General features: G+C 73.2%; 15 protein-coding genes. 10 read left to right on the plus strand and 5 right to left on the minus strand.

Annotation, left to right across the window (positions count from 1 at the left end; all coding sequences use genetic code 11):
• Positions 1-25 precede the first annotated feature (25 nt).
• The 3 genes from pcaC to ABZY20_RS11370 are packed head-to-tail and all read left to right on the plus strand — an operon-like array spanning position 26 to position 2,832.
• Entirely contained in the window at positions 26-1,336 is a 1,311-nt protein-coding gene (gene pcaC, locus ABZY20_RS11360) for a 4-carboxymuconolactone decarboxylase (protein ID WP_356439950.1), read from the plus strand.
• A gap of 35 nt (positions 1,337-1,371) precedes the next feature.
• Positions 1,372-2,007, plus strand: coding sequence for an MBL fold metallo-hydrolase (locus tag ABZY20_RS11365; RefSeq protein WP_356439953.1), 636 nt, complete (start codon positions 1,372-1,374; stop codon positions 2,005-2,007).
• A 45-nt stretch (positions 2,008-2,052) separates the two neighbouring features.
• Positions 2,053-2,832 carry an exodeoxyribonuclease III gene (locus ABZY20_RS11370; RefSeq protein ID WP_356439956.1) on the plus strand — a complete coding sequence of 260 codons (780 nt, stop codon included), beginning with the start codon at positions 2,053-2,055 and terminating at the stop codon, positions 2,830-2,832.
• A 34-nt stretch (positions 2,833-2,866) separates the two neighbouring features.
• On the opposite strand, the gene ABZY20_RS11375 is transcribed toward ABZY20_RS11370, so the two are convergent.
• Positions 2,867-4,612, minus strand: coding sequence for an SGNH/GDSL hydrolase family protein (locus tag ABZY20_RS11375; protein WP_356440720.1), 1,746 nt, complete (start codon positions 4,610-4,612; stop codon positions 2,867-2,869).
• Between the two features lie 241 nt (positions 4,613-4,853).
• Here ABZY20_RS11375 and ABZY20_RS11380 point away from each other — a divergent pair, with 241 nt between their 5' ends.
• Entirely contained in the window at positions 4,854-5,261 is a 408-nt protein-coding gene (locus ABZY20_RS11380) for a DUF6278 family protein (RefSeq protein ID WP_356439958.1), read from the plus strand.
• A gap of 140 nt (positions 5,262-5,401) precedes the next feature.
• On the plus strand, positions 5,402-6,145 hold the full coding sequence (locus ABZY20_RS11385) for an amino acid ABC transporter ATP-binding protein (protein WP_356439961.1): 744 nt from the start codon (positions 5,402-5,404) through the stop codon (positions 6,143-6,145).
• Between the two features lie 223 nt (positions 6,146-6,368).
• Here ABZY20_RS11385 and ABZY20_RS11390 read toward each other — a convergent pair whose 3' ends face one another.
• Together ABZY20_RS11390 and ABZY20_RS11395 are read right to left on the minus strand one after the other, a co-directional pair.
• Positions 6,369-7,937: a CocE/NonD family hydrolase gene (locus ABZY20_RS11390; RefSeq protein WP_356439964.1), complete on the minus strand. Its 1,569-nt coding sequence runs from the start codon at positions 7,935-7,937 to the stop codon at positions 6,369-6,371.
• Between the two features lie 115 nt (positions 7,938-8,052).
• Positions 8,053-8,808: a hypothetical protein gene (locus ABZY20_RS11395; protein ID WP_356439967.1), complete on the minus strand. Its 756-nt coding sequence runs from the start codon at positions 8,806-8,808 to the stop codon at positions 8,053-8,055.
• 104 nt (positions 8,809-8,912) lie between these two features.
• Here ABZY20_RS11395 and ggt point away from each other — a divergent pair, with 104 nt between their 5' ends.
• Complete coding sequence (ggt, locus tag ABZY20_RS11400; protein WP_356439969.1) at positions 8,913-10,712, plus strand: gamma-glutamyltransferase; 1,800 nt, start codon at positions 8,913-8,915, stop codon at positions 10,710-10,712.
• Positions 10,713-10,757: 45 nt separating this feature from the next.
• On the opposite strand, the gene ABZY20_RS11405 is transcribed toward ggt, so the two are convergent.
• Together ABZY20_RS11405 and map are read right to left on the minus strand one after the other, a co-directional pair.
• Positions 10,758-13,280 (minus strand): ATP-dependent Clp protease ATP-binding subunit, encoded by a 2,523-nt coding sequence (locus ABZY20_RS11405; protein WP_356439972.1) that lies wholly within the window; start codon positions 13,278-13,280, stop codon positions 10,758-10,760.
• A gap of 190 nt (positions 13,281-13,470) precedes the next feature.
• On the minus strand, positions 13,471-14,238 hold the full coding sequence (gene map / locus ABZY20_RS11410) for a type I methionyl aminopeptidase (RefSeq protein ID WP_356439974.1): 768 nt from the start codon (positions 14,236-14,238) through the stop codon (positions 13,471-13,473).
• Between the two features lie 32 nt (positions 14,239-14,270).
• Between map and ABZY20_RS11415 the strand changes: the two genes are divergently transcribed.
• From ABZY20_RS11415 to ABZY20_RS11430, 4 genes are all read left to right on the plus strand, one after another.
• On the plus strand, positions 14,271-14,522 hold the full coding sequence (locus ABZY20_RS11415) for a helix-turn-helix transcriptional regulator (protein ID WP_356439977.1): 252 nt from the start codon (positions 14,271-14,273) through the stop codon (positions 14,520-14,522).
• A 110-nt stretch (positions 14,523-14,632) separates the two neighbouring features.
• Complete coding sequence (locus ABZY20_RS11420; protein ID WP_356439979.1) at positions 14,633-16,780, plus strand: hypothetical protein; 2,148 nt, start codon at positions 14,633-14,635, stop codon at positions 16,778-16,780.
• A 170-nt stretch (positions 16,781-16,950) separates the two neighbouring features.
• The gene (locus ABZY20_RS11425) at positions 16,951-17,793 is read left to right on the plus strand and encodes a nitrilase-related carbon-nitrogen hydrolase (RefSeq protein WP_356439982.1); all 843 of its coding nucleotides are present in this window, start codon (positions 16,951-16,953) and stop codon (positions 17,791-17,793) included.
• A complete protein-coding gene (locus ABZY20_RS11430) occupies positions 17,790-19,076 on the plus strand; it encodes an aspartate aminotransferase family protein (protein WP_356439984.1) in 1,287 nt (428 codons plus the stop codon). The genes ABZY20_RS11425 and ABZY20_RS11430 overlap by 4 nt, the downstream gene beginning before the upstream one ends.
• Positions 19,077-19,082: the final 6 nt, after the last annotated feature.

A 19,082-nucleotide genomic window follows, 5' to 3' on the forward strand; every position in this document is an offset into this window, starting at 1 on the left:
CGTGAGACGTGAGAGGGTCTGGGGCGTGAGTGAGACACCACCGAACACCCTGCAATACCGCTTCGACGGGCCCGAAGACGCTCCGGTCCTGATCCTCGGTCCCTCACTGGGTACCACCTGGCACATGTGGGACCGTCAGATCCCCGAACTGGTCAAGCAGTGGCGCGTCTTCCGGTTCGACCTGCCGGGGCACGGCGGCGCGCCGGCGTACCCGGCGGGCTCCGTCTCCGACCTCACCACCCGGCTGCTGGTCACCCTGGAAGGGCTCGGCGTGCAGCGCTTCGGCTACGCGGGCTGCGCGCTCGGCGGCGCGGTCGGCATCGAGCTGGCCCTGCGCCACCCCGAGCGCCTCGCCTCCCTCGCCCTGATCGCCGCCTCGCCGCGCTTCGGCACGGCCGACGAGTTCCGGCAGCGCGGCGTGATCGTCCGCACCAACGGCCTCGACCCCATCGCCCGCACCGCCCCCGAGCGCTGGTTCACCGGCGGGTTCGCCGCCGCGCAGCCCGCGATCACCGAGTGGGCCGTGCAGATGGTGCGCACCACCGACCCCGGCTGCTACATCGCCGCCTGCGAGGCGCTCGCCTCCTTCGACATCCGGACCGAACTCGGCCGGATCGGCGTGCCGACCCTGGTCCTCGTCGGCTCGGACGACCAGGTCACCGGCCCCGCCGAGGCCCGCACCCTGGTCGCCGGCATCCCCGACGCCCGCCTCGCCGTCGTGCCCGGCGCCTCCCACCTGGTGCCGGTGGAGCAGCCCGCCGCGGTCACGGACCTGCTCGTACGGCACTTCTCCACCGCCTGGCAGCCCGCCTTCGAGACCTCCACCGGGCAGATCGCCCTGCCCACGGCCGCCGCCCTCAAGCAGGCCCCGTCCCCGGCACCGCCGCAGCCCCCGCAGACCGGGCCGGTCGCCGAGATCGCCCCCGCCGCCGTTCCGCCGCAGCCCCAGGGACGGCCCGACCCCTACGACGCCGGCATCAAGGTCCGCCGCGAGGTGCTCGGCGACGCGCACGTCGACCGGGCACTGGAGCAGGCCGGGGACTTCTCCGGGGACTTCCAGGAGTTCGTCACCCGCTACGCCTGGGGCGAGATCTGGGACCGCCCCGGCCTGGACCGCCGCACCCGCAGCTGCATCACCCTCACCGCCCTCGTCGCCGGCGGCCACCTCGACGAGCTGGCCTTCCACACCCGGGCCGCCCTGCGCAACGGCCTCACCCCGGACGAGATCAGGGAAGTGCTGCTGCAGGCGGCCGTCTACTGCGGCGTACCGGCGGCCAACAGCGCGTTCAAGGTGGCGCAGCAGGTCGTCCTGGAGGAGACCACGCCCCAGGAGTGAGCCCGGGCGCGGGAGCGCGGGGGCAGGATGGAGGCATGAAGCTCACGAAGAAGTCGCACGCCTGCGTCCGTCTGGAGAAGGACGGCCGGACCCTCGTCCTCGACCCCGGCGGGTTCACCGAGGAGGACGCCGCGCTCGGCGCGGACGCGATCCTGGTGACCCACGAGCACCCCGACCACTTCGACGAGTTCCGGCTGCGCGCCGCGATGGAGGCCAACCCGGCGGCTGAGATCTGGACCCTGAAGGCGGTCGCGGAGAAGATCTCCTCCGCCTTCCCGGGCCGTGTCCACACCGTCGGCCACGGCGACGCCTTCACCGCCGCCGGCTTCGACGTCCAGGTGCACGGCGAGCTGCACGCGGTGATCCACCCGGACATCCCGCGCATCACCAACGTCGGCTACCTGATCGACGGCGGCCGGGTCTTCCACCCCGGCGACGCCCTCACCGTCCCCGACCACCCGGTCGAGACGCTGATGCTCCCCGTCATGGCGCCCTGGAGCAAGATCAGCGAGGTGATCGACTACGTCCGCGAGGTGCGGCCGCAGCGGGCCTACGACATCCACGACGCCCTGCTCACGGACCTGGCCCGGCCGATCTACGACCGCCAGATCGGGCAGCTCGGCGGCTCCGCGCACCTGCGGCTGGCGCCCGGGGACTCGGCCGAGGTCTGACGGGGCCGGGCGGGCTTGTCAGACCCTCCGGGTAGGTTGTGGGACATGCGCATCGCGACCTGGAACGTGAACTCGATCACCGCCCGCCTGCCCCGGCTCCTGGCCTGGCTGGAGAGCAGCGGCACGGACGTGCTGTGCCTCCAGGAGGCCAAGGTCTCCGAGGAGCAGTTCCCGTCGGAGCAGCTGCGCGAGCTGGGCTACGAGTCGGCGGTCCACGCCACCGGCCGGTGGAACGGCGTGGCGGTGCTCTCCCGCGTCGGCATCGAGGACGTCGTCAAGGGCCTGCCGGGCGACCCCGGCTTCGACGGCTCGGTGGAGCCCCGCGCCATCTCGGCGACCTGCGGCCCGCTGCGCGTCTGGTCGGTCTACGTGCCCAACGGCCGCGAGGTGGACCACCCGCACTACGCCTACAAGCTCCGGTGGTTCGAGGCGCTCAAGGCCGCCGTCGCCGGTGACGCGGCCGGCAGCCGCCCGTTCGCGGTGATGGGCGACTACAACGTGGCACCCACGGACGACGACGTCTTCGACCCCGCCGCCTTCGAGGGCTCCACCCACGTCACCGCCGCCGAGCGCGCGGCCCTGGCCTCCCTGCGCGAGGCGGGCCTTTCCGACGTGGTCCCGCGGCCCCTGAAGTACGACCACCCCTTCACGTACTGGGACTACCGCCAGCTCTGCTTCCCGAAGAACCGCGGCATGCGCATCGACCTGGTGTACGCCAACGCGCCGTTCGCCAAGGCGGTCAGCGACGCCTATGTGGACCGCGAGGAGCGCAAGGGCAAGGGCGCGTCGGACCACGCGCCGGTCGTGGTGGATCTGGACGTCTGACCTTCCGGTCCGCGAGGCGGCCCGAGCGGTCCCGCTAGGGCCGCAGCAGCCGCAGGTCGACCGATCCGGCCAGCGCGGCCAGCCCCGCGTCGCCCGGGTGCAGGTGGTCCCCGCTGTCGTACGCGGGCAGCATCCGGGCCGGACGGGCGGGGTCGCGCACGACGGCGTCGAAGTCGAGGACGCCGTCGAAGACCCCGCTGTCCCTGACCCACGCGTTCACGGCGGCGCGCTCGGCGTCGACGGCGGCCGTGCACCGCGTCTCGCCCTCGCAGGGCAGGATCGTCGCGGCGAGCATCCGCAGCCCCCGGGCGTGCCCGCGCGCGGCGATCTCCCGCAGCCCGGCGATCACCTGCTGCGCCGAGGCGCCCCAGCGCAGGTCGTTGACGCCCTCGAAGACGACCGCCGTCCGTGCCGACGGCTGGGCGAGGACGTCCCGGTCGAAGCGGTGCAGGGCACTCACCCCGGCGGTGTCCGCGGACACCCCGTCTCCGGGGTACCGGTCGGTGACCACGCGGTTGCCCGAGATGCCCTGGTTCAGCACGCCATAGCGCGGCACGTCGCTCTGGCCGAGCAGCCGGCCGGCCAGGACGTCCGGCCAGCGGCGGTTGGCGTCCACCGTGGACTTGTCGCCGTCGGTGACGGAGTCCCCGAGCAGCACCACCGATCCGGGCCCGCCGCCCACGTCGACCCCGGCGAGCAGCGGCCAGCCGGTGATCACCGAGGTGTAGGCCGCCGCGGAACCGTCCGCCGCGTGATCACCCGGCTCGCTGACGTACGACCGCTGCTGTGCGAGCCGGTGCACGGGCGCCGCCGTCACCGTGCCGGGCAGGTGGAAGCTCACCAGCAGGTCGCCGCCGGCGGGCACGGCGAAGCCGAGGGGGTCGCTGTACGCCTGCGCCCCGGCCGGGATCACCGTGCCCTCGGCGCCGCCGAACGACAGCGGCACCGGGGTGCCCCGCGAGGCGGCGCCCGCGTCCCGCACCGCCACCGTCGCGCGGCCGATCCGCACCGGCGCCGCCGCGAAGGTGTTGTCGAACCGCACCCGCACCCGGGGCCCGCCGGCCGAGGTGTGCACGACCAGCCGCAGGGTGCGGTCCGTCCAGGGCCCCACCGCGCTGTAACCGCCCGTGGACGTCGCCCAGCTGCCGGTCCAGCCCCGCGTGGCGGTGCGCACCGACAGGGCGAAGACGTGCAGCCCGGCCGCGTCCGGCAACCGGACCGAGGCGACGGTACGTCCCGGGACCAGCGGCACGGTCACCACGTACAGCCGGGCGCGCTCGGCGAGTTGACCGGCCGGGGTGTTGACGTGCGGCAGGGCCACGGCCTTCGTGGCGAGCGGGCCGGTGCGCCAGTCGGGCGCGGTCAGCCGGTAGCCGGACCGGGCGCCGCCCGCGTAGGTGACCGTGCCGGTGCCGCCCACCTCGGTGCCGGCGGTGCCCGCCACGAGGAAGGCCAGGGCGTCGCCGCGGCCCGTGACGCGGACGTGCTGCCCGGCGGCGCGGACGTTGTCCGGCTCGCCGGGCCGCCGCTTCGGCCAGGTCAGCCGGGCCCCCTGGACCGTGAGGACGCGGCCGGGCGTCCAGCCCGCGGCCGTCAGGTCCCGCGCGGACAGGGAGGCCCCGGCGCCGTCGAAATCCGCCTGCCCGGGCCGGTCGTCGTCGCTGACGGCGACGTTGTCGAACAGCCGCTCAAGCGGGACCGGCGCGGCCCGTTCCGGCTCGGCGGCCGGGGCCGGGACGGCCGGGATCAAGAACCCGGACAGGGCCAGGACGACGAGCATCCCCCGGACACATCGGCGCACGGCCGACTCCTCCCGCTCTTCGCGACACGACGCGAGCCCACGCGACGCGGGGACCGGACAGAAGACTCCACGACGGCCGTTGCGCACGGCGCACGGTGAAGTTAGGGAGGCGGACGGGACCCGTCAACGCGCCCCGCGTGAAGTCGGCGTGAACTCGACCGTCACCGGAGGTCCGCGCGCCCTGTGGTGCATACGGCGCTACGAATGACACGCTGGACGTATGAACATCCCTTTCCTGGGCAACCGGCGCCAGAAGCTCGGGCTCCCCGATCCGACCGGCATCGCGGAACTCCTCGCCGAGTGCGAGCTGCTCCGCTCCCAGGCCTCCCGGGAGGGTGTCCTGCTGGACGACTCGGCGTCCTCCCTGGAGGAGCTGGACCAGCTGGTGCCGCGCTGGCGGGACGACGAGGAGACCCTGGCCTGGCTTGGCAACGACGCCGGGCTCTACCTGGGCACCGTCATCGTGCGCACCGTCCCGGGTGCCGCCTGGGAGATCCGCCCCGACGGGCAGCCGGTGGTCCGGCTCGCCTCCGGACGGGAGTTCGACGTCGTGGACTCCGGGCACGAGTGGGCCGCACACGGGGTGCCCGAGCTGTCCCAGCTGTACGCCGAAGTCGCGGAGTCATGAACCCCCTGGCCGGAAGCGTTGGCCCAAAGTCCGACGTAAATACGGCTAATGATCGAAAAGTGCGTGTCGCTCCGCGCCTCGGATCCCGCCTGGATACGTTGCGGCAACCACCACACAGCTGAGAGTGAGTAGGGCTGAGTATGGCCGTCGATCCGCTGATCGAGCTGCGTGACGTCAACAAGCACTTCGGTGACCTCCATGTCCTGCAGGGCATCGACCTCACCGTGAACCGGGGAGAGGTGGTCGTGGTCATCGGCCCGTCGGGGTCGGGGAAATCGACCCTGTGCCGGGCGATCAACCGGCTGGAGACCATCGGGTCCGGGGAGATCCTCGTCGACGGGCAGCCGCTGCCGGAGGAGGGCAAGCCCCTGGCGCGGCTGCGCGCCGACGTCGGCATGGTCTTCCAGTCGTTCAACCTGTTCGCCCACAAGACCGTCCTGCAGAACGTCTCCCTGGGGCAGATCAAGGTCCGCGGGCGCCGGAAGGAGGAGGCCGACCGGCGCTCCCACCGGCTCCTCGAGCGGGTCGGCGTCGCCGACCAGGCGGACAAGTACCCGGCACAGCTCTCCGGCGGCCAGCAGCAGCGCGTGGCGATCGCCCGCGCCCTGGCCATGGAGCCCAAGGTGATGCTCTTCGACGAGCCGACCTCGGCCCTCGACCCGGAGATGATCAACGAGGTCCTCGAGGTCATGCGGCAGCTCGCCCGCGAGGGCATGACCATGATCGTCGTCACCCACGAGATGGGCTTCGCCCGCTCGGCCGCCAACCGGGTCGTCTTCATGGCGGACGGCCGGATCGTCGAGGACCGCACGCCCGACGAGTTCTTCACCAACCCCAGCAGCGACCGCGCCAAGGACTTCCTCTCCAAGATCCTCAAGCACTGAACGGGCAGGTACCGGACGGCTCCTCGTGCCGGACCTCGACTACGATGTGCCCTTCATCCCTGTCGGAGAGGGGGACTTCGCCAGATTCCGCCGAACCCGCCGGGGGTGAGCAGACCGCCCGCCCGGTCTGCGGGGCGTCCCCACCGGGGCGTGGCCCCCACGGCCCGAAGGCCGCGGGGGCGGCGGTCCACATCGGCCAGGCCCGTCCGGCGGCAGCCGGAGATCACTGCTCGCGCAGCGGAACCGACACGTACGACGGGTCGTTCGCCGGCGAGGAGAAGGTCAGCTGCGCGCCGGACGGGTTGTGCTCGATGTAGAGCGGGTCGACCGTGTCGACGACCAGGGCGAGGCGATGCCCGGCCGGGACGTCGTAGGCCGTGGAGTACAGCTCCACGTCGACGCCGAACGGCTTTCCGGGGGTGCGCCCGTGGAAGGTGTACGGCGCGTGGGAGACCAGCTTGCCGAGGCCGAGCGGCCCCACGTCGTACAGGTAGGCGACGAGGGTGCCGCTCTCCTTGGTCGGTGTGAGGGTCGTGTGCAGCCTGGCCGTTCCGCGGACCTGCTGGGCCGTGGCGTACTTCCCGGACTGCCACACCGCCGCCCAGCGGCGGGGGAGCAGCGGGATCGAGGCCATCGGGGGCAGCTTGGCCACCTGGTCGAGGATGCTGGAGAGGAAGACGACTCCGCCGTCCGCCCCGGAGTTGACGTTCGCGCGGATGGTCCGGGAGTCCGCCAGGGCGATCTTCCGCTCGTCGGCGCCGACCGACTTCCAGTCCGGGTAGCCCTCGTAGCCGCCGGAGGAGCGGGACTTGAGCCGGACGGGCGGCTCGCGGTCGATGCCGTTGTCCTCGCCTCTGAGGTGGTGGTCGAACCAGCGCCGGGTGTCCTTCCACACGTCGTTGGGCAGTCCGAACAGTCCGGTCAGCTCGGGGGTGGCGTGGTCCCCGGGGCGCATCTCCAGCCGCTTGGGGCCGGTGAGCTTCTCGTAGAAGTCGGCGTACTGGTTGGGCGGGAAGACCGAGTCGCCCCAGGCGTTGGCGAGCATGATCGCCGTACCGTTGTCGTTGATCCGGTCCACGTAGGTCGCAGCGGAACGTTTCTTTCCCCAGGCGATGAGCTCCGGTTCCTTCGCCAGGTTCGAGCTGTAGAAGTCGTCGAAGACCTGCCGCACCTCCGCGCCCTGACGGCCCGTGACGATGCTCGCGCCGTCCAGCAGGGCGGCCGCCTGGACGTGCTGGGTGCGCCCGGCGTAGATCGAGCCGATCAGGTCGGCCCAGCCGCTCAGCGAGGCGACCGCCCTGACGCGCTTGTCGTGCGCGGCGGTCAGCAGGCTGATGCCGGCGCCGTAGGAGACGCCCGCCATGCCGATGTGCGAGGCGTCGGAGGGGGTGTGGGCGAGCGCCCAGTCGATGACCTTCGAGGCGTCCGCGACGTCGGGCGGGCCGGCCACCTCGATCTCGCCGCCCGACTGCCAGAAGCCGCGCACGTTGTAGGTGACCACGACGTACCCGGAGTCGGCGAGTTGCTGCGCCTGGGCGAGGTACTCGACTTGGGGCAAGCCCCAGCTCGTGGGCAGCACGAGCAGCGGGAAGCGCTCGGTGCCGCGCGCCCCGGCCGGGGTGACGACGTTGGCCTTCAGGACGGTGCCGCCGTCGCCGGCGATGTCCACGAAGCGGACGGGGTGCGGCGCGGCCTGGGCGGTGGGGGCGATCCCGAGGGCGGTGCCGGCGACCAGGGTCGCCGAGACGGCGCCTACGGCGGTGGTGCGCAGGGCCTTGCGGTGGGGTCCCACGGTCACTCCTCACTCGTGTCAGTGCAAAGTGACCAGACGGTAACCTCGGGCCCTTACCAGGGGTAACCCGTCGGTAAGTTACGTGCCAGTAACGATTGTTGAGAAGTGGAGGAACTCAGGACGCGCGGTGGGTGTTGCGTGGAGCCGCGGCGGGCAGCGGGGTCTGCGCCGCCCGGGTGACGTCCTCCACCAGCTCCACCACGTCCGGCCCGTAGGCCTGCGAGTTGATCACCTTGAGCAGCAGCACGAAGGGACTGCCGCCGTACTTGCGGCTCAGCCGCTCGTGATTGCGGGCGAGATAGCGGGTGGTGGCCTGGTTGGTGATCGACGTCTGGCCGCAGAAGAGGAAGACGGGACGGGTGGTCCGGCTGCGGTCCGCGGTGAGCCGGGCGAGCAGCGCGTACTCCTCCTTGCCGTGCTCCACGCGGTAGCGCTCGGTGCCGATCTGGAACGAGCCGCGGTCCGGGCTCGGTTCGGAGTCCACGTTCACCCGCACCCCCGGCAGCAGCGACGACAGATGGGCCGCCATCCGGCGGTTGGACGCCGGGCCGCCGACGCAGAACTCGGTGCGCTCGCCGAAGCCCTGACGCGCCGTGTCGTGCGGCAGGATCTGGGCGTGGGCGTTGCAGTCCTTGATCAGCGCCGCGAGTTCGAGCAGCGCGAACACGTCGTAGCGCATCACCGCGAACTCCGGTCCCGCCGCGCCCCGGTTGACCACCAGCAGGGACTCGGAGTTGTCGGGCAGCCCGAAGAACGCCTGCTTCCTGCGCAGCCTGCGCCGGTACAGGTACGTCCTGGCCACCCAGCCGAGTGCGGCGCTGATGCCCGCCGCTATCACGCCCAGCACGATGTTGCGCACGTCGTCGTTCATGGGCGCGCATGGTAGCGGGCCGGGCGGACACGCGTTCGGCGTACACCTGACGAGGGCATGTCGATGAATTAGGCTGCGCGGACGGCCTTTGACTGGAGGTGCGGATGCGTCGCCCTGTCGCACGGAATCTGATGGTCCTGGCGGTTTCGGCCGCCGTGGTGGTCTCGGTGGGAGCGGCGGCGCCGCCCACCGCGCGGAGCGCCGGCGAGGAGAAGACGCCCCTGGCCGTCGGCTACGGCGGCGCGGTCTCCAGCGTCGACCCGGACGCCTCCGCCGCCGGCATCGAGATTCTCAGGAAGGGCGGCAACGCCGTGGACGCGGCCGTCGCCACCGCCGCCGCGCTCGGCGTCACCGAGCCCTACTCCGCGGGCATCGGCGGCGGCGGCTACTTCGTCTACTACGACGCCGCCTCCCGCACGGTACGCACCATCGACGGCCGCGAGACCGCCCCGCTGAGCGCCGACCGGAACCTGTTCGTCGAGGACGGCAAGCCCGTCCCCTTCGCCGAGGCCGTCAGCAGCGGACTGAGCGTCGGCACCCCCGGCACGCCCGCCACTTGGCAGAGCGCCCTCGACCGGTGGGGCAGCAAGCGGCTCGCGGGCGTCCTGAAGCCGGCCGAGCGCCTCGCCCGCGACGGCTTCACGGTCGACGAGACCTTCCGCGCGCAGACGGCCGCCAACGAGACGCGCTTCCGCTACTTCCCGGACACCGCCGAGCTGTTCCTGCCGGGCGGCGAACTGCCCGCCGTGGGCTCGACCTTCAAGAACCCCGACCTCGCGCGCACCTACGCCGAGCTCGCCCGCAAGGGAGTCGGCGCCCTCTACCGCGGCGGCATCGGCCGGGACATCGTCGACACCGTCAACAAGCCGCCGGTGGACCCCGGTTCCGGGTGGAACGCGCGGCCGGGCGACCTGACCGCGAAGGACCTCGCGGCGTACCGCACCAAGCTCCAGGCACCCAGCCGGACCTCCTACCGGGGCCTCGGCGTCTACTCCATGGCGCCGTCCTCCTCCGGCGGCACGACGGTGGGCCAGGCGCTCAACATGCTGGAGCGGACCGACCTGTCGACGGCGAGCCGGGCCCGGTACCTGCACCGGTTCATCGAGGCCAGCCGGATCGCCTTCGCGGACCGGGGCCGGTGGGTGGGCGACCCCGCCTTCGAGGACGTACCGGCGAAGGAACTGCTGTCGCAGCGCCACGCCGACGCACGCGCCTGCCTCATCGAGGACGACGCGGTGCTCACGAGCCCCGTGGCGCCCGGGGACCCGCGCGACCCCGAGGCGTGCGACGCCGGCGGCACGGCCGCTCCCACGACGTACGAGGGCGACAGCACCACCCATCTGACCGTGGCCGACAAGTGGGGCAACGTCGTCTCCTACACGCTCACCATCGAGCAGACGGGCGGCAGCGGCATCACCGTGCCCGGCCGCGGCTTCATCCTCAACAACGAGCTGACGGACTTCTCCTTCACCCCGGCGAACCCGGCCGTGCACGACCCGAACCTGCCGGGCCCGGGCAAGCGGCCGCGCTCCTCCATGGCGCCGACGATCGTGCTCGACCGGCACGGCAAGCCCGTGGTGGCGCTGGGGTCGCCGGGCGGGGCGACGATCATCACGACCGTGCTGCAGACGCTCACCGGGTTCCTCGACCGGGGCATGCCGCTCGTCGACGCGATCGCCGCGCCCCGGGCCAGCCAGCGCAACGCCGCGCAGACGGACCTGGAGCCGGGGCTCGACCCCGGCGTGCGGAAGCAACTCGAAGCGGTCGGGCACTCCTTCAAGGCCAACCCGGAGATCGGGGCGGCCACGGGGGTGCAGCGGCTGCCGGGCGGGAAGTGGCTGGCAGCCGCCGAGACCGTGCGGCGCGGTGGCGGGTCGGCGATGGTGGTGCGGCCGGCGCGTTGAGTGCCGGGCAGCGGGAGGGCGGGGGCCCGTGCGGCCCCCGCGCCCCTACCGGGGCTCCGTACTGAACGCGAGCCGACCGTCCGCCACGTCCACCGTCACCCGGCCGCCCTCGCCGACACTGCCGTCCAGCAACAGGCGTGACAGTTCGTTGTCCACCTCGCGCTGGATCGTGCGGCGCAGCGGCCGGGCGCCGTACTCCGGCTGGTAGCCGTGGTCGGCCAGCCACTCCACGGCCCGGTCGGTGAACTCGACGGTGACGCCCTTGCTCCGCACGAGCGAGCGGGTGCGGTCCAGCAGGAGATCGGTGATCCGGCGCAACTGCTCCGTGGTGAGCTGGCGGAAGACGACGATCTCGTCGATGCGGTTGAGGAACTCCGGCCGGAAGTGCTCGCGCAGGGGGCGCAGGATCTGCTCGCGGCGCGCCTCCTCGTCCGCGTCCGCGCCGCCCGAGGCGAACCCGACCATGGCGCCGCGGCGGGTGATCGCCTCGGAGCCGAGGTTGCTGGTCATCACGATGACCGTGTTGGTGAAGTCGACCGTGCGGCCCTGGGAGTCGGTCAGCCGCCCGTCGTCGAGCACCTGGAGCAGGATGTTGAAGACGTCCGGGTGGGCCTTCTCGACCTCGTCCAGCAGCAGGAGCGAGTACGGGTGGCGGCGGACGACCTCGGTGAGCTGGCCCGCCTCCTCGTGCCCGACGTAGCCGGGCGGGGCACCGACCAGGCGGCTGACCGTGTGGCGCTCCTGGTACTCGCTCATGTCCAGGCGGACCATCCGGTCCTCACTGCCGAACAGGGCCTCCGCGAGCGCCCGGGCCAGCTCGGTCTTGCCGACGCCGGTCGGGCCGAGGAAGAGGAAGCTGCCGATCGGGCGGTCGGGCGCCGCGAGCCCGGCACGGGAGCGCAGGACCGCGTCCGAGACCACCCGGACCGCCTCGTCCTGGCCGACGACCCGCTGGTGGAGGTGCTCCTCCAGGCCCAGCAGGCGGTCCTTCTCCTCCTGGGTGAGGCTGCTGACCGGGATGCCCGTCTGCCGGGACACCACCTCGGCGATCGCCTCCGCCCCGACGACCAGGTCCTGGCCCTCGTCGACCTCGCCCTCGCCCCCGGCGTCGGTGATCCGCTGCTTCAGCTCCGCGATCCGGTCGCGCAACTGGGTGGCCTGCTCGTACTGCTCGTCCGCGACGGCCTGGTCCTTGTCCCGGGTGAGCTGCTCCAGCTCCCGCTCCATGGTCCGCACGTCCGTGCCCTTGGTCCGGGCCCGCAGCCGCACCCGGGCGCCGGCCTGGTCGATCAGGTCGATCGCCTTGTCGGGCAGCCGGCGGTCGGTGAGGTAGCGGTCGGACAGCTCGACGGCGGCCACGAGCGCCTCGTCGGTGTAGCGGACCTGGTGGTGGGCCTCGTAGCGGTCCTGCAGGCCGCGCAGGATCTCGATGGCGTCCGCCGCCGTCGGCTCGGGCACCATGATCGGCTGGAAGCGGCGGGCCAGCGCCGCGTCCTTCTCGATCCGGCGGTACTCCTCCAGGGTCGTCGCGCCGACGATGTGCAGCTCACCGCGGGCCAGGGCGGGCTTGAGGATGTTGCCCGCGTCCATGGAGCCGCCCTCGCCGCCCCCGGCACCGGCGCCGACCACGGTGTGCAGTTCGTCGATGAAGATGATCAACTGGTCGGAGTGGGCGCGGATCTCGCCCACGATGTTGTTCATCCGCTCCTCGAAGTCGCCCCGGTAGCGGGTGCCCGCGACCACACCCGTCAGGTCCAGGGCGACCACCCGGCGCCCGACCAGCAGCTCGGGCACGTCCCCCTCGGAGACGCGCTGGGCCAGGCCCTCCACGACGGCGGTCTTGCCGACGCCCGCGTCACCGATGAGCACGGGGTTGTTCTTGCCGCGGCGGGAGAGGACCTCGACGGTCTGCTCGATCTCCTGCTCCCGGCCGATCACCGGGTCGATCCGGCCCTGCCGGGCCAGTTCGGTGAGGTCGCGGCCGTACTTGTCCAGGGTCGGGGTGTTCGTCACGCGCGGCCGCTCGGCCTGGGGGGCCTCCGGTGCCTCGGGCGGGTTGGAGGGCGCGAACTTGGCCGCGTTCAGGATGTGCCCGGCGGCCGAGTCCGGATTGGCGGCCAGGGCGCTGAGGACGTGCTCGGGGCCGATGTAGCCGTAGCCGCGGGCCCGGGCCATGTCGTGCGCGTCGAGCAGCGCCCGCTTGGCGGCCGGGGTGAGGGAGAGCGCGGTCGGCGGCGGGGCGTCGTCCGGGGTGTGCTGGGCCGGGCCCGACCGCTCGTCGATCTGGGAGGCCAGCGAGTCGGGGTTCGCGCCCGCCTTGCTGAGCAGGGTCCGGGTGGGTTCGGTGGACAGCGCCGCCCGCAGCAGGTGCTCCGTGTCGAGGTCCCGGCTGCCGTGCTCGGCGGCGTACTGGGCGGCGCCCCGGACGAGCTCCCGGGCCGGCTGGCTCAGCAGCCGGCCGAGGTCGATCTGGCGGGGGCCCGGGCGGGGTCCGCCGAAGAAGCGTGCGAGGAATTCTCCGAAGGGGTCCGAGCCGTAGCCCTCCGGGCTGGTGAAGCCGCTGCTCATGGGCCTTCCGTTCCCGGCGTCCCCGGCGCCCGGGCGCCGGGGACGCCCTCGCTGGTCGACGTGCCGGGGTCGGGTAACCCGGGTGGCAGCGCGTTACACCTGGGGCGCGCTCGTAGAACACCTTCGCACGATCGCCGGGGACGGGCACCTTCACGGCATATGCGGGCAAAAGCAAGCCCGCGGCCCCGGGTCAGCGGGCGGTGAGCACCCTCGGCCCCGCGTCCGTGACCGCCACCGTGTGCTCCGCGTGGGCCGCGCGGGAGCCGTCGTCCGTCTTCAGGGTCCAGCCGTCGGGGGCCGCGTAGAAGGTGTCGATGCCGCCGGCGATGACCATGGGCTCGATCGCCAGCACCATGCCGTGCCGCAGCCGCATGCCCCGGCCCGGCCGCCCCTCGTTCGGCACCGAGGGGTCCTCGTGCATACGGCGGCCGATGCCGTGGCCGCCGAAGCCCTCCGGGATGCCGTAGCCGGCGCCGCGGCACACCGTCCCGATGGCGTGCGCGATGTCCCCGATGCGGTTGCCGACGACCGCGGCCTCGATGCCGGCCGCCAGGGCCCGCTCGGCGGTCTCGATCAGGCGCAGGTCGGCCGGGCGCGGCCGGCCCACGACGAAGCTGAGGGCCGAGTCGCCGACCCAGCCGTCCAGCTCGGCGCCGAAGTCGATCGACACGAGGTCGCCGTCGCGCAGCCGGTAGCGGTCCGGGACGCCGTGCACGATCGCGTCGTTGACCGAGACGCAGAGGGTCGCGGGGAAGGGGGTCGGGGCGAAATGGGGCCGGTACCCCAGGAACGGCGAGGTCGCGCCCGCCTCGCGCAGCACGCCGTGCGCCACCTCGTCCAGGTCCCGCAGGCTGACGCCCACGCCGGCGGCCTGCCGGACGGCTGTCAGGGCGCGGGCCACGACCTGGCCGGCGTCGTACATGGCATCGATAGATGTGTCGGTTTTCAGCTCCACCATGCCAATTACTATACCGGTATTAGAATGGTGCCATGGTGCGCACCCCTCTCACCCCCGAAGAGCGCGAACGCGGCGAGCGGCTCGGCAGGCTGCTGCGTGAGGCGCGAGGCGACCGGAGCATGGCGGAGATCGCGGCGGGCGCCGGCATCTCCGCCGAGACCCTCCGGAAGATCGAGACCGGACGGGCTCCGACCCCGGCCTTCTTCACCGTGGCGGCGCTGGCCGGGGTGCTCGGCCTGTCCATGGACGAAATCGCCGGCCAGTGCGTGCCGGTCCCGGTCTGACGCGGTCGCACGGGCCGCTGCTCCGCGTCTGCAAACTCCCTGTAGCACCGCCGTAACACGACTGGTGTTGCCTACTGCGCGGAGTGCTTCGGCCTGGCGGGAGTGGAGCGATGACGGCGGATCAACTCCCGGCAGGACTGCGGGAGTTCGCAAGCTACCTGGACGGCCTGCTGGCGCGTCTCGACTCGTCCGGCGGGTGGTGCGCGGTGTTCTGGCAGCGGGACCCCGAGGGCATGCGGGCCTGTCTCGACGGCCGTGAGGTGCCGCCCTGGGACGTGGTGGAGGCGGTGCTCCGGGACTACTCCGGGCGCTACGGCCCCGCGGCCGCCGGGCAGGAGACGGAGCGTGCCCGTGTGCTGCACACCGCCGCGCTCCACGCGTTCGACGACCGGCCCGGCGGCCGCGACGCCCTCGCCGACCAGCTGGACGTCATGCTCCGCGAGCAGAGGTACGCGGCGGAACGCCAGGGCGACCTGACCCGCCGGCTGGCCGCCGCCCCCACCCGCGAGCAGGCGGACGCCTTCCGCCTCGACCTGGCCTGGGCACGCGACGACCACGAACGCGCGAGCGCGCGGTGCGCGGAACTGCGGGCGCGCATGGCCCGCCTGGACCGGCCGGGCCGGATCCCGCCCGCGTCCCCGGACGGGACCCGGCGCCCGCCCGGCCCTCCTCCATGGACCGACCCGAACGGCCCCGGGGCCGCCCGGCGCGCGGGGGACGGTGACGGGACGGGGAGCGGGGGCGCGGGTGTGGGCGCGGGCGTGAGTGTGGGCGGGGGCGGGTCCGGCCAGGGGCCGGTGTCTCCGCCGACGCCGGTACAGCCGCCGACGCCGGTGACCGGCGGTGCGGTGGCCTACAGGCGCGGGCCGTCGCCGGGCGGGCATGCGGGGCCGGGGGCCGCAGGAAGGGGCGGCGGCGCGACGGCCACCGGCCAGGGTCCGACTCCGACGGCTTCGGGTTCGACTCCGATGGCTCCGGGCTGGACGTCGACTGCCCAGGGGCCTGCTTCGACGGCTTCGGGCTACGCCCCGACCGCCCAGGGTCCGGCTCCGACGGCTTCGGGCTGGACGCCGACTGCACAGGGGCAGGCGTCGACGGCTTCTGGTTCGACTCCGATGGCTCCGGACTGGGCCCCGACCGCCCAGGGTCCGACGGCTCCCGGCTGGACTCCGACGGCCCCGGGCCCGGCTCCGACCGCCCCGGGGGCGACCCCGGCCGCTCGCCAGCCCTCTCCGGCGGCTTCGGCCTCGGCCGCCGGTATGGCGCCCGGCCCGGAGGGTGCCGCGTCTGTGGGCTCCGCTGACACCGACTTCCCGGCTGTGGCCGCGTCCGCGCCCTGGGCCACACCCCCCGGCGCCGTGCCCGCCCCCGAGGCTCCCGCGTCCCCTGACCCTGCCGCCGCCGACTTCCCCGCTGCGGCCGCGTCCGCGCCCAGGCCCGGACACGTCACACGCACCCCCCGCCCCGAGGAATCTCAGGCCAGCCCCACTCCCACTCCCACCCCCGAACCCTCCACCACCAAGCAACGCAAGCGCCGTCGCGGAGGGGCGCGGTTCGCCGGGATGGCCGAGGAGGAGGCCGTGGCGGCGGAGGTGGCGCCCGCCGCCGTGCCCACCCTTCCCGCACCCGCTCCCGCCACCGGCCGCACCCCGCGCGGCGCCCGCTTCGCCGGGGCCGCCGAGGAGACGGCGGGAGAGGAGGCGGCACCGGTGGCCGGTGCCGTCGGCGCCCCGGAGCGGGCCGAGATCGTACGGACCGTGGAGGTGCTGGCGCGGCTGCGCGGCGAGGGACGCAGCGGCGAGGCGCACGCCCTGCTCGCCGAGGCCGCGCACTGGGACCCGGCCCGCTTTCCCCTGCTCGCGGGCGAACTCCAGCGCGCCGGCCTGGAGGCGGACTGGCAGACGCTGCTGTGGGAGGCCGCCTCGCTGCCCGCCGGCCGGCTGGTCGCCGCCGCCGACGTGCTGACCGCGGCCGGGCGCGCGGGCGACGGACGGCAGATGCTGCGGCAGGGCGTCGCCCGGCCCCCGGGCGAGATCGGCCGGGCCGTCCTCGAACTGGCCGCCGAGGCGCGGGACCGCGAGGTGCGGGTCCTGCTCGACGCCTACGTCAGGGCCCGCACCCCGGAGGAGGCGGCCCGCAGCGTCGCACCCGACCCGCAGCGCCTCGTCCCCCTGCTGCTGGAGGTCGCCGGGGCCGTGTCGGACGATCGCCGCTGGGATCTCGTGCACGCCCTGCGCGTCGCCGGATTCGCCTCCTGAGCGGCCCCGCAGCGGTCCCGGCGACTCACCCACAGGAGTGCCAATGGCGCGCGACCCCGCGGGTTGGCGACGATGGTCTTGGCAAGCCCGGGCCGGAGGCTTACGTTCGTGGCTCTACGGCCCGCTTCTACGGGCGTAGAGGCGCAGACGTCGCGTCGAAGGAGCAGCTCATGGCCAACGTCGTACGTGCCGCTCTGGTCCAGGCCACCTGGACCGGCGACACCGAGTCCATGGTGGCGAAACACGAGGAGTACGCCCGCGAGGCGGCCCGCCGGGGCGCGAGGATCATCGGCTTCCAGGAAGTCTTCAACAGCCCCTACTTCTGCCAGGTCCAGGAGCCCGAGCACTACCGCTGGGCCGAGCCCGTGCCCGACGGCCCGACCGTGCGCCGGATGCGGGCCCTGGCCCGCGAGACCGGCATGGTGATCGTCGTGCCGGTGTTCGAGATCGAGCAGTCCGGCTTCTACTACAACACCGCCGCCGTCATCGACTCCGACGGCAGCTACCTCGGCAAGTACCGCAAGCACCACATCCCGCAGGTCAAGGGCTTCTGGGAGAAGTACTACTTCAAACCCGGCAACCTCGGCTGGCCCGTCTTCGACACCTCGGTCGGCCGGGTCGGCGTCTACATCTGCTACGACCGGCACTTCCCGGAGGGCTGGCGGCAGCTCGGCCTGGCCGGCGCCCAGCTGGTCTACAACCCCTCCGCCACGCACCGGGGGCTGTCCTCCCACCTGTGGCGGCTGGAGCAGCCCGCCGCGGCCGTCGCCAACGAGTACTACGTCGCCGCGATCAACCGCGTGGGACAGGAGGAGTACGGGGACAACGACTTCTACGGGACGTCGTACTTCGTCGACCCGCGCGGCCAGTTCGTCGGCGACGTCGCCAGCGACAGCAAGGAGGAACTGCTCGTCCGCGACCTCGACTTCGACCTCATCGAAGAGGTGCGGCAGCAGTGGGCCTTCTACCGCGACCGCCGACCCGACGCCTACGAAGGACTGGTGCAGCCGTGACCAACGACCTGCTGGGCCGACACCGGGCCGTGCTCCCCGACTGGCTCGCCCTCTACTACGAGGAACCGATCGAGATCACCCACGGCGAGGGCCGGCACGTCTGGGACGCCCGGGGCAACCGGTACCTCGACTTCTTCGGCGGCATCCTCACCACCATGACCGCGCACGCGCTGCCCGAGGTGACCAAGGCGGTCAGCGAGCAGGCGGCGCGGATCGTGCACTCCTCGACCCTCTACCTCAACCGGCCCATGGTGGAACTGGCCGAGCGCGTCGCCCGATTGAGCGGCATCCCGGACGCCAGGGTGTTCTTCACCACCTCGGGCACCGAGGCCAACGACACCGCCCTGCTGCTCGCCACCACCTACCGGCGCAGCAACACCATCCTGGCCATGCGCAACAGCTACCACGGCCGTTCCTTCAGCGCCGTCGGCATCACCGGCAACAAGGGCTGGTCCCCGACCTCCCTTTCCCCGCTGCAGACGCTGTACGTCCACGGCGGTGTGCGCACCCGCGGACCGTACGCCTCGCTCGACGACTCCGCCTTCATCGAGGCCTGCGTCGACGACCTCAAGGACCTGCTCGGCCACACCCGCCCGCCGGCCGCGCTGATCGCCGAGCCCATCCAGGGCGTCGGCGGCTTCACCTCCCCGCCCGACGGGCTGTACGCCGCCTTCCGCGACGTGCTGCAGGAGCACGGCATCCTGTGGATCGCCGACGAGGTGCAGACCGGCTGGGGCCGCACCGGGGAGCACTTCTGGGGCTGGCAGGCGCACGGGCGGAACGGGCCGCCGGACATCATGACCTTCGCCAAGGGCATCGGCAACGGCATGTCCATCGGAGGGGTCGTCGCCCGCTCCGAGATCATGAACTGCCTTGACTCCCAGAGCATCTCCACCTTCGGCGGCACCCAGATCACCATGGCGGCCGGTCTCGCCAACCTGAACTACCTGCTGGAACACGACCTGCAGGGCAACGCCCGGCGCGTCGGCGGCCTGCTCATCGAGCGGCTGCGGTCCGCCGCGGCGCACTGCCCGGCGGTCCGGGAGGTACGCGGGCGCGGGCTGATGATCGGCATCGAGATCACCAGGCCCGGCACCGACGAGGCCGATCCGAAGACGGCGGCGGCCGTGCTGGAGGCGGCCCGCGAGGGCGGTCTGCTGATCGGCAAGGGCGGGGGGCACAACACCAGTTCGCTGCGCGTCGCCCCGCCGCTGTCCCTCAACGTCGCGGAGGCCGAGGAAGGCGCCGCGATCCTCGAGGACGCCCTGCGCAGCGTCCGCTAGCGGCGG

It is taken from the genome of Streptomyces sp. NPDC006624, from assembly GCF_040611555.1.
Classification (GTDB): domain Bacteria; phylum Actinomycetota; class Actinomycetes; order Streptomycetales; family Streptomycetaceae; genus Streptomyces.

Coding starts and splice junctions, on each gene's coding strand:
- map (WP_356439974.1), bottom strand. CDS start 14,238: ATGGTGGAGCTGAAAACCGACACATCTATCGATGCCATGTACGACGCC.
- ABZY20_RS11385 (WP_356439961.1), top strand. CDS start 5,402: ATGGCCGTCGATCCGCTGATCGAGCTGCGTGACGTCAACAAGCACTTC.
- ABZY20_RS11380 (WP_356439958.1), top strand. CDS start 4,854: ATGAACATCCCTTTCCTGGGCAACCGGCGCCAGAAGCTCGGGCTCCCC.
- ABZY20_RS11395 (WP_356439967.1), bottom strand. CDS start 8,808: ATGAACGACGACGTGCGCAACATCGTGCTGGGCGTGATAGCGGCGGGC.
- ABZY20_RS11420 (WP_356439979.1), top strand. CDS start 14,633: ATGACGGCGGATCAACTCCCGGCAGGACTGCGGGAGTTCGCAAGCTAC.
- ABZY20_RS11365 (WP_356439953.1), top strand. CDS start 1,372: ATGAAGCTCACGAAGAAGTCGCACGCCTGCGTCCGTCTGGAGAAGGAC.
- ggt (WP_356439969.1), top strand. CDS start 8,913: ATGCGTCGCCCTGTCGCACGGAATCTGATGGTCCTGGCGGTTTCGGCC.
- ABZY20_RS11370 (WP_356439956.1), top strand. CDS start 2,053: ATGCGCATCGCGACCTGGAACGTGAACTCGATCACCGCCCGCCTGCCC.
- ABZY20_RS11425 (WP_356439982.1), top strand. CDS start 16,951: ATGGCCAACGTCGTACGTGCCGCTCTGGTCCAGGCCACCTGGACCGGC.
- ABZY20_RS11405 (WP_356439972.1), bottom strand. CDS start 13,280: ATGAGCAGCGGCTTCACCAGCCCGGAGGGCTACGGCTCGGACCCCTTC.
- ABZY20_RS11375 (WP_356440720.1), bottom strand. CDS start 4,612: ATGCTCGTCGTCCTGGCCCTGTCCGGGTTCTTGATCCCGGCCGTCCCG.
- ABZY20_RS11415 (WP_356439977.1), top strand. CDS start 14,271: ATGGTGCGCACCCCTCTCACCCCCGAAGAGCGCGAACGCGGCGAGCGG.